The sequence below is a fragment of the Betaproteobacteria bacterium genome (assembly GCA_009377585.1).
Taxonomy (GTDB): Bacteria; Pseudomonadota; Gammaproteobacteria; order Burkholderiales; family WYBJ01; genus WYBJ01.
In genome coordinates this window covers 1-13253 of record WHTS01000073.1, presented here as the reverse complement: position 1 = coordinate 13253, position 13253 = coordinate 1, and the positions used below count along the sequence as shown (strand labels likewise).

General features: G+C 66.7%; 16 protein-coding genes. 11 read left to right on the top strand and 5 right to left on the bottom strand.

Features of this window, described 5'->3' with window-relative positions; translation table 11 throughout:
• The first annotated feature begins 93 nt into the window (after positions 1–93).
• Positions 94–399, top strand: coding sequence for a DUF2384 domain-containing protein (locus GEV05_20310; GenBank protein MPZ45689.1), 306 nt, complete (start codon positions 94–96; stop codon positions 397–399).
• A gap of 48 nt (positions 400–447) precedes the next feature.
• On the opposite strand, the gene GEV05_20305 is transcribed toward GEV05_20310, so the two are convergent.
• Positions 448–1191 carry a dihydrodipicolinate synthase family protein gene (locus GEV05_20305; protein ID MPZ45688.1) on the bottom strand — a complete coding sequence of 248 codons (744 nt, stop codon included), beginning with the start codon at positions 1189–1191 and terminating at the stop codon, positions 448–450.
• On the opposite strand from GEV05_20305, the gene GEV05_20300 reads away from it, so the two are divergent.
• The 8 genes from GEV05_20300 to fabG all read left to right on the top strand — a co-directional run bounded on the left by GEV05_20300 (position 1154) and on the right by fabG (position 6565).
• Positions 1154–1948: a hypothetical protein gene (locus GEV05_20300; GenBank protein MPZ45687.1), complete on the top strand. Its 795-nt coding sequence runs from the start codon at positions 1154–1156 to the stop codon at positions 1946–1948. The two genes, GEV05_20305 and GEV05_20300, sit on opposite strands and share 38 nt — an antisense overlap.
• Positions 1949–1969: 21 nt before the next feature.
• Entirely contained in the window at positions 1970–2443 is a 474-nt protein-coding gene (locus tag GEV05_20295; GenBank protein ID MPZ45686.1) for a 2Fe-2S iron-sulfur cluster binding domain-containing protein, read from the top strand.
• A 13-nt stretch (positions 2444–2456) separates the two neighbouring features.
• On the top strand, positions 2457–3263 hold the full coding sequence (locus tag GEV05_20290; protein ID MPZ45685.1) for a carbon monoxide dehydrogenase: 807 nt from the start codon (positions 2457–2459) through the stop codon (positions 3261–3263).
• Between the two features lie 125 nt (positions 3264–3388).
• Positions 3389–4114: a hypothetical protein gene (locus tag GEV05_20285; protein ID MPZ45684.1), complete on the top strand. Its 726-nt coding sequence runs from the start codon at positions 3389–3391 to the stop codon at positions 4112–4114.
• Positions 4115–4275: 161 nt separating this feature from the next.
• The gene (locus GEV05_20280) at positions 4276–4710 is read left to right on the top strand and encodes a hypothetical protein (protein ID MPZ45683.1); all 435 of its coding nucleotides are present in this window, start codon (positions 4276–4278) and stop codon (positions 4708–4710) included.
• A 31-nt stretch (positions 4711–4741) separates the two neighbouring features.
• Positions 4742–5188: a tRNA adenosine(34) deaminase TadA gene (gene tadA, locus GEV05_20275; GenBank protein ID MPZ45682.1), complete on the top strand. Its 447-nt coding sequence runs from the start codon at positions 4742–4744 to the stop codon at positions 5186–5188.
• Complete coding sequence (locus tag GEV05_20270; protein ID MPZ45681.1) at positions 5185–5658, top strand: L,D-transpeptidase family protein; 474 nt, start codon at positions 5185–5187, stop codon at positions 5656–5658. Before tadA ends, GEV05_20270 begins: the two co-directional genes overlap by 4 nt.
• A 166-nt stretch (positions 5659–5824) precedes the next feature.
• On the top strand, positions 5825–6565 hold the full coding sequence (gene fabG, locus GEV05_20265; GenBank protein MPZ45680.1) for a 3-oxoacyl-ACP reductase FabG: 741 nt from the start codon (positions 5825–5827) through the stop codon (positions 6563–6565).
• Here fabG and mtnA read toward each other — a convergent pair.
• The gene (gene mtnA / locus GEV05_20260; GenBank protein MPZ45679.1) at positions 6555–7616 is read right to left on the bottom strand and encodes an S-methyl-5-thioribose-1-phosphate isomerase; all 1062 of its coding nucleotides are present in this window, start codon (positions 7614–7616) and stop codon (positions 6555–6557) included. The two genes, fabG and mtnA, sit on opposite strands and share 11 nt — an antisense overlap.
• Position 7617: 1 nt before the next feature.
• Complete coding sequence (locus tag GEV05_20255; GenBank protein ID MPZ45678.1) at positions 7618–9591, bottom strand: bifunctional aldolase/short-chain dehydrogenase; 1974 nt, start codon at positions 9589–9591, stop codon at positions 7618–7620.
• 57 nt (positions 9592–9648) lie between these two features.
• Between GEV05_20255 and GEV05_20250 the strand changes: the two genes are divergently transcribed.
• Positions 9649–10095, top strand: coding sequence for a GNAT family N-acetyltransferase (locus GEV05_20250; protein MPZ45677.1), 447 nt, complete (start codon positions 9649–9651; stop codon positions 10093–10095).
• 24 nt (positions 10096–10119) lie between these two features.
• Here the strand turns inward: GEV05_20250 and GEV05_20245 are convergent, their stop codons facing one another.
• Positions 10120–10929, bottom strand: coding sequence for a hypothetical protein (locus tag GEV05_20245; protein MPZ45676.1), 810 nt, complete (start codon positions 10927–10929; stop codon positions 10120–10122).
• Positions 10930–10932: 3 nt separating this feature from the next.
• On the bottom strand, positions 10933–12057 hold the full coding sequence (locus tag GEV05_20240; protein MPZ45675.1) for a folate-binding protein: 1125 nt from the start codon (positions 12055–12057) through the stop codon (positions 10933–10935).
• A 153-nt stretch (positions 12058–12210) separates the two neighbouring features.
• Between GEV05_20240 and GEV05_20235 the strand changes: the two genes are divergently transcribed.
• On the top strand, positions 12211–13253 hold a 1043-nt coding region (locus GEV05_20235), incomplete at its 3' end, for a peptidase domain-containing ABC transporter (protein MPZ45674.1).

Below are 13253 nucleotides of genomic sequence, written 5' to 3'. Positions count from 1 at the left end.
GCTCACCGTCGCCAGCTTGCGATCCATCCGGTCGGCCTCCATGTGGATCGGACTCGACGGCAAGAGCCCGCCCCAACTGAACCGGATCCGATCATGACGATTACTCCCCTGGAGCTCGCCGAGCTGGCCGAGTCACTCGGAATGGCGGTGCGGCCCTTGGATCGGCGAACCGCCGCCGCCGGTTTCTCCCGCTCTCAGACGAGGCACCTGCTGCGGATCTCTCACGTTCTGGAGCAGGCACAGCGGCTTTTCGGAGATAGAGCACGGGGGCTGGAATGGTTGAAGCATCAGAACCGGGCGCTGAGCTTCGATACGCCGCTTGCGCAGCTGGAAACACGCGTGGGCGCGAAACGCGTGCTTGCTTTGCTGCGTCGGATTGACGACCGCATGTTTGCATAATCGCATGAGTTGGCAGCCTCGAGGATGGCCGGTTTCGATCCTCGCGGACTAGGCCAAGCACGCCCGGCCATCGCGGCGAGCGAGGCGCGCAAGCAGGTAATCGACCTCGGCGCGCGCGGCCTCGCTCAATGCGGTTGCAGGTTTTCGTTGCGCTTGAGATGCAATGACGCCCCGCTTGTGCAAAAGGTATTTGCGCACGGCCAAGCCAACGCCCGGTTGCTGCTCGTAGCGCAGCAGCGGAAGGTGTGCGTCGAACAGATCGTGCGCCCGGTCGCGCTCACCCGCGGCCGACAGCGCAACCAATTCGGTCAGCATGTCCGGAAACGCGTAGCCCGTCATGGCGCCGTCGGCGCCACGCTCCAGCTCGAAGTCGACGAAAATCCCGCCGTTTCCAGCGTCCTCGCCGATCGCTTCGCGCGCCTGTGCGAAATAGGAAACCACCTGATCGTCGCTGCGCAATGTGGCGGGAGGGGCGATCATGACCCCGGCGGCGCCCGCCTCCATGGCGTTACGCGCCAGTGCGCGCATCGGAGCAAAGCCAGGTGAGGTGACTCCGACCACGACGGGCGTTTTCCCGGCCCGCCGAACGACTCTGCGCACCAGCGCGACCGATTCGTCGGCGTCGAGCTTGGGCGCTTCGCCCATGACGCCCAGCACGGTCAAGCCGCTGGCGCCCGCTTCGAGATAGAAATCTGTCAGCCGATCCGCCGAATCATGGTCGATGCGTCCGTCGGAATGAAACGGCGTTGCCGCGATGACGTATACACCGGAGGCGTTGGTATCGAAGGGCATGGACATTCCAGGAAATGCGCGAAGCGGTATTTTGCGCCACGTCGGGCAGAAATGCCTCGCGCGAAATCGACCCGCGTCGCGTGCAGGAGCAGGCGCGAATGATCCAGGCCGAATCCGAGCGCCGGACCATGACGTTCGGTACGTCGATTCGCGGTGCGCGCTTGACCGCTCTCTCCGCGCGATGCTAGCCTGCCACAAGAATAGAACAACGGCTGCAAACGACGCGCGCGCCAAACCGGGCTCCATCGCGTTCGGATCGTCCGGCACGGGAAGCTTTTCGCACCTGACTGCCGAGATGTTCCGGCAGATGTCGAAGACCGAAATGGTGCACGTGCCGTATAAGGGCGCCGGACCTGTGCTGGTCGATTTGCTCGGCGGGCAGATTCAGATGTTCTTCGGCTCGGGGCCCTCGTCGGCCGGGCATATCCGGGCGGGCCGACTGCGCGGTCTGGCCGTCACCACCCCGAAGCGTTCGCCGGCATTGCCCGATCTGCCGGCAATCGGCGAGGTGTTGCCCGGTTACGCCTCGGAGTTCTGGTTCGGCATGTGGGCGCCAGCGGGTACGCCGAACCAGGTCGTCTCGCAATTGAACCAGGCGCTCGTGCGTATTCTGCAGCAGCCGGAAATGCAGGAACGCCTTCGCACCGATGGCATGGAGGCGGTGGGTTCGTCACCGGCGGATTTCGCGCGGATCATCGGGCGCGACATCGCAAGCTGGACCCGGGTGGTCAAGGCCGGCAACATCAAGGTGCAGTAGCGTGGCGCAGGAGACAAGCGCGTGCCAACGGTATCCCTCACGGTAAACGGCCGGCCCGTCAGCGCCGAGGTGGAAGGGCGCACGCTGCTCGTGCAACTCCTGCGCGAGCACCTCGGGCTCACCGGTACGCACGTCGGCTGCGACACGAGCCAGTGCGGCTGCTGCACGGTGCACCTGAACGGAAAAGGCGTGAAATCGTGCGCCGTGCTTGCGTTGTCGTGCGAAGGCGTGACGGTGACGACGATCGAAGGCGTTGCGGCCGAAGGCCGGTTGCACCCGATGCAGCAGGCCTTCCACGAGCATCACGGGCTGCAGTGCGGATTCTGTACACCGGGGATGATCATGTCCGGGCTCGACATGGTTCGGCGCAAGGGCAACGATCTGGACGAGCACACCGTGCGCAGCCAACTCGAGGGCAACATCTGCCGTTGCACCGGTTATCACAACATCGTCAGAGCGATCCAGGCCGGTGCCCGCGCGATGAAGCGCGCCTGATTCTGCGGCAGACATGTACGATTTCTCCTATCACAGACCATCGGACCTCGACGCCGCCGCGGCGATCGTCGGCGCGCACGACGATTACAAGCTCCTCGCCGGAGGCATGAGCCTGATCCCGTCGCTCAAGATGCGTCTGGCTCGCTATCCGGGGATCGTGGACCTGTCTGGTCTCGACGCTTTGCGAGGCATCCGGCGCTCGGGCACGACGCTTCTCATCGGCGCGATGACCGCGCATGCCGAGGTTGCCGCATCCGCCGAGGTTGCCGGCGCCATACCGGCGCTGGCAGTGCTCGCCGAAGGCATCGGCGATCCGCTGGTGCGCAATCGCGGCACGATCGGCGGCTCCATCGCCAACGCCGACCCGGCCGCGGACTATCCGGCAGCGCTGCTCGGCCTGGATGCGCTCGTTATCACGAACCGGCGCGAGATCGGCGCGGACGATTTCTTCCTGGGACTGTTCGAGACGGCGCTCGAGCCCGGCGAGATCATCACCGCGGTACGCTTTCCGATCCCGCAGGCGGCGGGCTATTGCAAGTATCCGCAGCCGGCATCGCGGTTCGCATTGGCCGGGGTGTTCGTATCGAAGCTCGCCGAGTGCGTGCGTGTCGCCGTGACGGGCGCAGCGCCGCGCGTGTTCAGATTGGAGGACGCCGAACGCGCGCTCGGCGGCAACTTCCATCCTGCGGCAATCGAGCGTCTCGCCGTTGCTCACGACGGTCTCAACAGCGACATCCATGCGAGCGCGCAATACCGGGCGCACTGCGTGGCGGTGCTGGCGGCACGCGCGGTCGCAGCAGCGCGCCACGCCCAGGGGTAGCTCAGCGCGGAAACTCGCGGCCAGGCGGCGTGTCGGAGCCGCGCTGCGGCGCAAGCAGGACGCACGCTGCAGTCCGGCAACCGGGCGGTGCTCAAGTCTGGCGCGCGGCTGCCGTTGACCGTGCCATGACCACTACGATCGACGAAGCGCCGCCCGACCCGGCAACCGCCACCGCTGCACCGTCCGCCAAGCCGTCATGGCAGTTCCGCGACATGCGCTTGAAGGTCGGCGACCGGGTCCAGGTCGAGCCGCCGGCCCAAGTCGGCGCCGGGCGCGTGTCGGCCAAGGTCGTGGGATGGGTCGAGGGCCAAAGCTTGATCCTCACCATCCCGCAAACGCCGGCGGGCCGGTTGTACCTGCACGCCGGCGAGTGCGTCGTCGTGCGCGCGTTCACCGGCCGCAGCGCGTTCGCATTCAGCTGCAGCGCGCTTCGCGGCACCGTCAAGCCGTGTGACTATCTTCACCTGTCGTTTCCCGATCGGATCGACGGCGTCGACGTGCGCAGCTCGCCGCGCTTTCGCCTGGGACTTCCGGCTCGGGTGCAGCTCGCGCAAGGCGCCGAGGCGGTCCAGGTGACGATCGACAATATCGGCAGCACGGGCGCGCTGCTCGTGTGCGATAGCCCCTTGGGCGCAACGGGCGATTCGGTCGAAGTCGCCTTCGACGTCGTGGTGCACGACGTTCCCGTATCGCTCGCGCTTCGCGCCCAGATCAAAACCGCCGATCAGGCCGCCGACACGGCTCACTACCGCCATGGCGTGTTCTTCGTCGAGCCGAGCACCAACGACCGCTTGATCCTGGCCGCGCTGGTCTGGTTCAACATGTACGAGAATCCCAAGCTCAGCGCCTGAGCCGAATCGCCGTCCGATTCCGGATGGCGGACGCAAGCCGGCTCGCCGCGACGTAAGCGCGCTGTAAGTAACGTCGTATCGAACGCTGCGGGGCACCGCGCGGCGAGAAGTGCGATCAGTGCTGCATGTGCGCGGCGCCTGCGCTATCCTCGCGGCATCCCATGAAGATCTTCTACGGCTGGCGCATCGTCGGAGCCGGCGGCGCGCTGCAGTTCCTGCAGAGCCTGCTGCTCAATCAGGCCTTCGGCGCATATCTCGCGGTTCTGGTCGACGAGCGCGGCTGGAGCAAGACCGCGCTCGCCGGCGCGGCGGCGATGAAATCCACCGAGACGGCAGTGCTCGGTCCGGTGCTCGGCTGGATGGTCGATCGCTTCGGCGCGCGCGACATCGTTCGGGCGGGCATCGTCCTGTTCGGCATCGGCTTCATGCTGCTCAGCCGGATCGAGACTCTGACCGGGTTCTACGGCGCATTCGTCGTCATCCTGGCCGGCCTGTTCGCCGACTGGACCGGAAACTATCGCGTCGGCTTCACCCTGCTGGCCGCCTTGTCCGGTCTGGGGTCGGTGTTCTTCGTCATGGCGAAGCGCCCAGAGTAATCCAAACCCGACATCGCAGTATGCTTGCTCGATGAGCGACGAAGACTTCATGCGGATGGCCCTCGATCTCGCCGAGGAAGCAGCCCGCCGGGGCGAAGTTCCCGTGGGCGCCGTGGTCGTGCGCGGCGACGACGTGGTGGGGCGCGGTTTCAATGCACCGATCGGAGCTCGCGACCCGAGTGCGCACGCCGAAATGACGGCGTTGCGCGACGCGGCCCAACAGCTCGGGAATTACCGGCTCCCCGGTTGTTCGCTATACGTCACGCTCGAGCCTTGCGTGATGTGCGCCGGCGCCATTCAGCATGCACGCATTGCGCGCCTCGTCTACGCTGCGCGCGACCCGAAGACCGGCGCATGCGGCAGCGTGACGGATCTCTTTGCCGACCCGCGTCTGAACCACCACGCTACCGTGGCCGGCGGCCTCCTTGCCGAGGAGGCTGCCGGCCTGCTGCAGCGTTTCTTCGCGAGCCGCCGATGAGGATCGAGGTCAGCCTGGAACATCAATCACTGCGGTTGCTCGACGGTGAGCGCTGCGTGCGGCAATACGCGGTGTCGACAGCCCGCAATGGCGCGGGCGAACGCTCGGGGAGCAATTGCACACCGCGCGGACGCCACATCGTGCGGGCGAAGATCGGCCAGGGTGCGGCCATCGACACGGTGTTCTTGGGCCGACGCCCGACCGGAGAGATCTACTCGCCGGCCCTCGCGGCGAAGTTTCCCGGCAGGGACTGGATCCTGACGCGGATTCTGTGGCTGTCCGGTTGCGAGCCGGGATTCAATCGCCTCGGCAACGTGGATACCATGCGACGCCACATCTACATCCACGGCAGCCCGGACACGGCCGCCATGGGTATGCCGGGCTCGATCGGCTGCATCCGCATGCGCAACGCCGATATCGTCGAGCTGTTCGAGCTCGTGCCGCCGCGCACGCCCGTTCACATCGGCTGACCTGGCCGGCTCATTTCGCATCGCGCAATCGAGAGCTGGAATGCAGTGCAGCATACTGGCCGGAAATTTGCTGATTAGTGCTTGCCTTTGAGGGGACTTTTGTATTGTGCGACGCGGGCAGATCGGCTAGAGTTGCGGCGCATCAGAACGGCCAGGTGACGAAATCATGCGATTGACCAACAAGGTGGCGATTATCACGGGGGCAGGGCGCGGCATCGGCCAGGCCACGGCGATCAAGTTCGCCCAGGAAGGGGCACGCGTCGCGGTCTGCGATATCGACGAGCAATCGGCGATCGAAACCGCGCGCACCATCCAACGCCGTGACGGCGAGGCGACGGCGTTTCGAGTCGACGTCACCGACAAGCCCAGCATCCAGGCCATGGTCGCGGCGCTGCACGAGCGCTACGGCCGTATCGACATCCTGGTCAATAACGCCGGGATCGTGGCCGATGCGCAGTTGAAGAATATGACCGATGAGCAATTCGACCGGGTCATCGACATCAATCTCAAAGGCACCTACAACTGCACCAAGGCGGTGGTCGACATCATGCTCGAACAGCAGTCGGGCGTGATCTTGAATGCATCATCCATCGTCGGCCTGTACGGCAATTTTGGCCAGACCAACTACGCCGCCAGCAAGTTCGGCGTGATCGGCCTGGTGAAGACCTGGGCGCGGGAGCTGGGCAAACGCGGCATCCGGGCGAACGCGGTTTGTCCGGGCTTCATCAGCACCCCGATCATCGACAGCATCCCGGACAAGGTGATCGACGCCCTCGAGCACAAGGTGCCGCTCGGGCGCCTGGGCAAGCCCGAAGAAATCGCCAATGCGTACGCCTTTCTGGCCTCGGACGAAGCCAGCTACATCAACGGCGCAGTCCTCGAAGTGAGCGGCGGTCTTACCATCTGACTCCCGCGAGGCCGACCAGCTTCCGAATCGCATCCAGGTATGGCGCTCTCGCCACCCCGCGCTCGGTGATGAGCGCGGTCACGAGCTCGGCCGGCGTCACGTCGAACGCCGGATTGCGCACGGCCACGCCCGCGGGAGACCAGGACGCTCCGTTGAACCCGAGCACTTCGGCCGGCGCGCGCTCTTCGATCGGGATGTCGGCACCGGACGCAAGCGAAATGTCCAGCGTCGATACCGGACACGCAACGTAGAACGGTATGCCGTGACGGTGCGCAGCCGTCGCAACCATGTAGGTTCCCACCTTGTTCGCCACATCGCCGTTGGCGGCCACCCGGTCCGCGCCGACGATGACGGCATCGATCTCGCCGCGGCTCATGAGATAGCCGGCCGCGCCGTCCGCAATCAGCGTCACCGGGATGCGTTCCTGCTGCAGCTCCCAGGCGGTCAGACGAGCGCCTTGCAGGACGGGGCGGGTCTCGTCGGCGATCACTTCCACGTGCTTCCCGGCCGCGACCGCCGCGCGGATCACGCCCAGTGCGGTGCCGTATCCGGCGGTGGCCAGCGCGCCCGCGTTGCAGTGGGTCAGCACGCGGCAGCTCGCAGGCAGCAGTTCCGCGCCGAGGCGTCCGAGCCGCTGGTTGGTGGCGACATCCTCGGTGTGGATCGCGCGCGCTTCCGCCACCAGATGGGCCGCCACCGAGGCGTCCGGCTCGATCGCGCGCGCCTCCCAGCAGCGGCGCATCCGCGCGAGCGCCCAGAACAGGTTCACCGCGGTCGGACGGCTCGCGGCCAGCAACTCGAATGCTAGCGGCAAGGCGCTCGACAGGGGCTGGTGCATCGCGCCGGCGCGCAAAGCAGCCAGAGCGATGCCGTAGGCCGCTGCACAGCCGATCGCGGGCGCACCGCGCACGACCAGGTTGCGGATCGCCTCGGCCACTTCGGACGCGTCGTGACAGGCCCGGTATTCAACCCGCTGCGGCAACAGCCGCTGATCGATGAGCTCCAGCCGCTCTCCCGCCCAGCGTAGCGTTTCGACGGCAGCGGCGGCCATGTCAGATGATGCGCTCGTTGCCGCCGTCGATCGGTATCTGCGCGCCGGTCGTGCGAGCGAACGCGGCGCCGCACAGCGCGCACACGAGCTCGGCCACGTCGCGACTTTTGATCTCGGTGCGCAACACATTGCGCGTCTTGTACTGCTCGACCGTCAGGCCGTAGTGGCGGGCCCGCGCCTCGAGCACGTCGTCGCTCCAAAGTGCGGTATCGAACACCGCGTCGGGATGCACCGTGTTGACGCGAATCCCGTCGCGTCCCCACTCCAGCGCGCAGACGCGGGCGAGCTGGGTCAACGCCGCTTTCGACGCCGAGTAGGCGGCTGCGCCGATGCCCGGTGCCGCGACGTTCTTCGATCCGATCGCAACCACGCGTCCGCCGCGGGAAGCGAGCTGGAGCAGCGGGTGACAGGCGCGCAACAGCGTCACGTTCGCTTCCACGTTGACCGCCATGGCTTCTCGCCATGCATCCAGCGACGCATCGGCAACCGGCGTCCCGAGCGGAAAGATGCCGGCGTTGAGCACCGCGATGTCGATGCCGCCGAAGCGGCGCACGGCGGATTCGAGCGCAGCTTCCACAGCGTCTTTCGAGGTGACATCACACGTCAGGCCGAGGAAATCGGGCCGCTGCAATATCGTTGCGACGGTCTCGTTGCGGTCCAGCGCGACTACCGCGGCCCCGCGCGCGAGCAGCGCGTCGACGCACGCGCGGCCGATGCCGGAGGCAGCGCCGGTTACCAGCGCGACTTCCCCGGCGAGCTCCGGCGGCTTGCCCGCAAGTTTGAGCTTGGCCTGTTCCAGGTCCCAGTATTCGACCTCGAACACCTCGCGCGCCGAGAGCGCCTTGTAGCCGTGCAATGCCGTAGCGCGCAGGATCACCTCGATCGTGTGCTGGTAGATCTCGAGCGCAATCGCGGCGTCCTTGCCGCTGCGGCCGGCCGCGCACAAACCGAGCTCGGGATCGAGCACGATGCGCGGTGCGGGATCGAGCATCGACTTCGGCTCGGCGGCCTTGCGCTCGTGGCTTTCGAAGTAGCGGCGGTAGGCCCTCGCGTAGCCGGCGACGTCGCGCCCGACCAGCGGTACCCGCTTGGTCCGGATGCTGTGATCGGGCGTGGCAGGCCCTTGTCCCGCGAGCTCCGTCACGTCCGGCCGGCCGCAGAATTCCAGTGCCGGTGCCGCTTGGCTGGTGCACACGATCAGCGGCTGTCCGGCGCGGTCCGACAATTCGCACCGCAGCCGGGCAATGTCTGCACGCAAGCTACGCCGGGGCGGTTTCGCCCGTGCAGGCGGCAATGACCAGGCTTTGTGGCGTTTCAAATAGCGCTCGGCCCGGTCCACCAGCACGATCATCCGCTCGTACGACTCGCGGGCCGAGTCGGCGAACGAAAACACGCCATGGTTCATGAGGATCATGCCGCTCGTGCCCGCATGGCGCTGGCGAGGGAATTCGCGCGCGCACAGGCGGGCAAGATCGAAGCCCGGCATGACATAGGGAACGAGGACCGTATCGTCGCCGAAGATCTCGGCGACACGCGCGGCGCCGTCGTGCGTATTGGTGATCGCCAGCACCGCGTCGGCGTGCGTATGATCGACGTAGCGAAACGGCAGGATGGCGTGCAGGATCGCTTCCACCGAAGGCGACGGCGCGGATGCGCGCAGCCGCTGGGTGTTGAGCGCGTTCATCATCTCGGTATCCGACAGCCGCTTAAGCCGCGACAGCCGAACCAGAGGCTCGAGCCGCACCGGCGCGAATCCGGGCTCGTCGATCGTCTCCAGATCCCAGCCGCTGCCTTTGACGAACAGCACCTCCTCGTCCTCGCCCATGACGCTGCGCTGCGCGAGCTTGACCGAGGTGTTGCCGCCGCCATGAAGGACGAGACCCTTGTCGCGGCCGAGCAGGCGCGAGCTGTAGACCCGCAAGCCAAGCGGTGTGCGGTAATGGGAAGCTTCGCTGTCCGACCAGAGGGATTTCATTTGCGGTCTTTTGCGCGGCGAGGTTCGGACTCAGGACACTGATTGCGGCTCATTATAATGAGCACCGTGCCGACCGAGCCACGCTACGCGATCCGCGAGGTGTCCTGGACGCAGGACGGCCCTCGGCTGCGCGCCGTACGCTACGAGGTATTCGTGCGCGAGCAGGGCGTGCCCGAGGCGCTGGAGTGGGATGGCCTGGATCCGGCTTGCCGCCACGTGGTGGCCGAAACCGCAGCCGGTGAAGCGATCGGCACGGGCAGGCTGCTCCCCGACGGCCACATCGGCCGCATGGCGGTGGCGAAGTCCTGGCGCCGCGACGGCGTGGGCAGCGCGCTGCTCGAGCGGCTGGTTGCGATGGCCCGCGAGCGCGGCGACCGGTTCGCCGTGCTGCATGCGCAGTCGTACGTGAGCGCCTTCTACCGTCGCGCCGGATTCGAAGCGATCGGCGCAGAGTTCATGGAGGCAGGCATCGCGCACGTGGAAATGCGCAGGTGCTTGTGCTGATGCGCGTCGACGCAGCCAAGGCGCTTATGCCGAGTGGCGCAACCCGGCGGATGCGGGAAGGTGACCGGAGTCCAGCCGGAAATCGAGCTCACTCGATCCAAGCGGCGTGCCGAAAGGACCGAAGCGCCGCTCGCGGATCGTTACTTCGCCTTGCGCATTCACCACGATCACGGTCGAGGCGCGCGTGCCGTAGTGCTCGGCTTCGATGAAGGGCGGCGAGAGGGCGCGTTCGCGGTCGGGCCCGATGCCGATGTCGGGCAGATCGGCATCCGCGGGCCGTGTCGCGTCGCGCAGCCGCTCCAGCAGCGCCTCGGTGATCGCGCCCGATGATTCGAGCGGCAGGTTCTGCAGATACTTTCTGCCCAGCGCGACCTTCGGCCACGGCGTGTTGAGCAAATGGTTCGACACCCCGTGCACGCCCGGTTCGATGCGGCGTGCGCCGCCGTCGCAATTCGACAAGTAGTGGAGCGCGCCAAGGTCGCCCACCAGCAGGTTGAAGCCGTTGTAAGCGTGCGCGCTCGGTTCGATGCGCGCAAGATACTGCGCCGGCGCCATGGTGCCCAGGAGGTAATCCGACACCAGCCGGCCACGCGAAGGCGCATCGCCGCGATGACTGCCCGGCTGACGGAAGTTGGTCAACGCGGCCCAGCGGCCTGCGCGCGTGATGCCGAGCCAGGTGCCGCCGGCTTCCAGATCACGGCCGCCGGCGACGTGCGGCGCATCGGGCCAGAAACCCAGTGCAGCGCTACGGCGTTCGTAGCGTTCGTCACGATTGGCCGCGATGATGACTGGATAACCGCGATGGTGCTGGAGCGAAAAAAGGATCAGGCACATGGCTCAACGCGCGGCAGGCAGTGCATAGGGCAGCGCATAGGGCAGGTTGAGCCGCTGCAGCGCAGGGCCGTCGACCCGGCCGAGCCGCAGCTCGCTATTTTCGGCCAGGTCGAGGTGCACGCAGGCCAATGCGTCGAAACCGCCCCCGGGGGCCGCGGCCGCAGCGAGCACAGTTCCGATCGGCTGACCGGGCGAGCGTACGGCATGAACCGATTGGGCCGGCACGGGTGCGTCCTGGGTCTGCGCATGCAGCAGCAGGGTGCGCCGCTTGGTTTCGCCGCGGTACTGTGTGCGCGCAACGATTTCCTGCCCGGGATAGCAGCCCTTGTTGAAACTCACGCCACCGAGCAGGTCGTAGTTCAGCATCTGGAGCACGAACTGATCCTGGGTTTCGGCCACGATGTCGGCGATGCCGCTGCGAATCGATGCCCACTGCCACGCGGCTCCGTTGCCGGCCTGAGCTCCGGCCGAGCACAGGCGCTGCCATAGCGCGACGGCGCGCCCAGCGTCGGAAAAGACCAGTTCGTAACGCGTTCCTGGCAGCCGCAGCACCCAATCGGGCGCATCCGCTGCGCTCGCCACGCCGGCGCCCACGAGACCGAAATCGGTATGCGGCAAGGCGACTTCTGCCGCCGCCAGGGTCTGCGCAGCGCTCGCTCCGGTCAACCCCAGACGGATGAAACGCGCGCTTGGCGTCAGCCGCACTTTCGAGCGCAGCACGAACATCGACAGGCGCTTGGCGATGCTTGCCGCCGTGGCTGCAGGGAGCTGGAGCACAAACCCCTCCGCTGAGCGCCACAGCAGCAGAGTGGCCAGTACGCGGCCCTTGGGGCTGTTGTAGGTGGAGAGCTGGGCGCGTTCCGGGCCGAGCGCAGCCACATCGCTGCTCAATTGGCCGTGGAGAAACGCTGCCGCATCCGGGCCGAGGGCTTCGATCAAAGCGTAGCCCTGCGCGAGGTCGCAGACGACGCAAGCGCAGTGCAGGTGCTGCAGCTCGGAAGCTGCCGGGCTCACGGGCGCGCTCGTTCGAGCGGGTACCCGCGATGCCAGGAACTGTGCCCAGTCGGAACTCCCCGCGGGCGATTCTCCGCCTGCGGGAGGAACGGGCGTTGCTGTTGCGCTGCACATGTGAAGGATTATACGCCGCAAGGGCTAGCACTTCGGTCATAGGGCGGGGCACTGGTCCGCGACCGAGCGAGGGGATATGCTAAGGCCATATCCGCCGGCGCAGGGAGCACCGGCCGCACTGCACCGACCCCACTTCCGCGGCTGCCCGCCGAGATGCCGATATCTTCGAATCTGGCCATCGCACCCGAGTCCTTTTTCTGGTCGCTGGAAGCGATCAGCAGAGACCTGCGCCTGCCGTTCTCGCAGACGCTGCTCCTGCAGCTGTTCCCTCCGCCGTACGACATCGCCACAGTCCAGAGCGCGGCGCGCGCAATCGGCGCCCGGGCCGAGCTCGACGAGGTCAGCGTCCACGACATGCGCAGCGGCGGACCCGCCTGCTTCGCCCTCGTACGTGCCTCGCAGCCGCAGGGCTCGGACCCGCCGCACGCAATACCCGGAGCCGGTGCCGATCCCGAGGTGCTGCGCCTGATGCGCGTGGAGCGGATCGAGCACGACAACGTCGTGGTGCGCGAAAGCGCCGCGGAGCCGATGAACCTCTCCCTGCAGGGTTTCAATGCGCTCTACACGGGCTACGCCCTGAGAACCGAGCCCGATGGGGCACGTGCGGAAGCTGCGCACGACATCGATGCGCCGCCGCGGCGATTCGGCTTGCATTGGTTCGTGCGCGAATTGTTGCGCTATCGCAGCGTGTGGCGCGACGTCCTGCTGGCCGCGCTTTTCATCCAGCTGGTCGCTTTGCTCGTGCCCCTGCTCACGCAAGTCATCATCGACAAGGTCATCACGCATCGCACCCTCAATACGCTGCTCGTCATCGCCGCGGTGCTGGCGATGGCGACAGTGTTTTCGGCCGCGCTGTCGTGGATTCGCCAGCATCTGGTGTTGCATACCGGAACGCGCATCGACTCCGTTCTCGGTGCGCACGTGTTCGAGCATCTGTTGCGGCTGCCGGCGCGCTACTTCGAGCATCGGACCACCGGCGTGCTGGTCGCGCGCCTGCACGGCGTCGAAACCATCCGCGACTTCCTGGCCGGCGCGGCGCTCACGTTGCTGATCGATCTTCCGTTCATGTTCGTGTTCGCCGCGATCATGTACTACTACAGCCCGACCCTGACCGCGATAGCGCTCGGCGTGCTGGCGTTGCTGGTGGCGCTGAGCCTCGGCGTCACGCCCGTCCTGCGCCGGCGCATCGATCGCCA

Bases quoted from the DNA above. Each gene is read 5' to 3' on its own strand.
- GEV05_20250 (MPZ45677.1), top strand. From the start codon at position 9,649: ATGAGCACCGTGCCGACCGAGCCACGCTACGCGATCCGCGAGGTGTCC.
- GEV05_20240 (MPZ45675.1), bottom strand. From the start codon at position 12,057: ATGTGCAGCGCAACAGCAACGCCCGTTCCTCCCGCAGGCGGAGAATCG.
- tadA (MPZ45682.1), top strand. From the start codon at position 4,742: ATGAGCGACGAAGACTTCATGCGGATGGCCCTCGATCTCGCCGAGGAA.
- GEV05_20270 (MPZ45681.1), top strand. From the start codon at position 5,185: ATGAGGATCGAGGTCAGCCTGGAACATCAATCACTGCGGTTGCTCGAC.
- mtnA (MPZ45679.1), bottom strand. From the start codon at position 7,616: ATGGCCGCCGCTGCCGTCGAAACGCTACGCTGGGCGGGAGAGCGGCTG.
- GEV05_20280 (MPZ45683.1), top strand. From the start codon at position 4,276: ATGAAGATCTTCTACGGCTGGCGCATCGTCGGAGCCGGCGGCGCGCTG.
- GEV05_20310 (MPZ45689.1), top strand. From the start codon at position 94: ATGACGATTACTCCCCTGGAGCTCGCCGAGCTGGCCGAGTCACTCGGA.
- GEV05_20245 (MPZ45676.1), bottom strand. From the start codon at position 10,929: ATGTGCCTGATCCTTTTTTCGCTCCAGCACCATCGCGGTTATCCAGTC.
- GEV05_20290 (MPZ45685.1), top strand. From the start codon at position 2,457: ATGTACGATTTCTCCTATCACAGACCATCGGACCTCGACGCCGCCGCG.
- GEV05_20255 (MPZ45678.1), bottom strand. From the start codon at position 9,591: ATGAAATCCCTCTGGTCGGACAGCGAAGCTTCCCATTACCGCACACCG.
- GEV05_20285 (MPZ45684.1), top strand. From the start codon at position 3,389: ATGACCACTACGATCGACGAAGCGCCGCCCGACCCGGCAACCGCCACC.
- GEV05_20300 (MPZ45687.1), top strand. From the start codon at position 1,154: ATGACGTATACACCGGAGGCGTTGGTATCGAAGGGCATGGACATTCCA.
- fabG (MPZ45680.1), top strand. From the start codon at position 5,825: ATGCGATTGACCAACAAGGTGGCGATTATCACGGGGGCAGGGCGCGGC.
- GEV05_20305 (MPZ45688.1), bottom strand. From the start codon at position 1,191: ATGCCCTTCGATACCAACGCCTCCGGTGTATACGTCATCGCGGCAACG.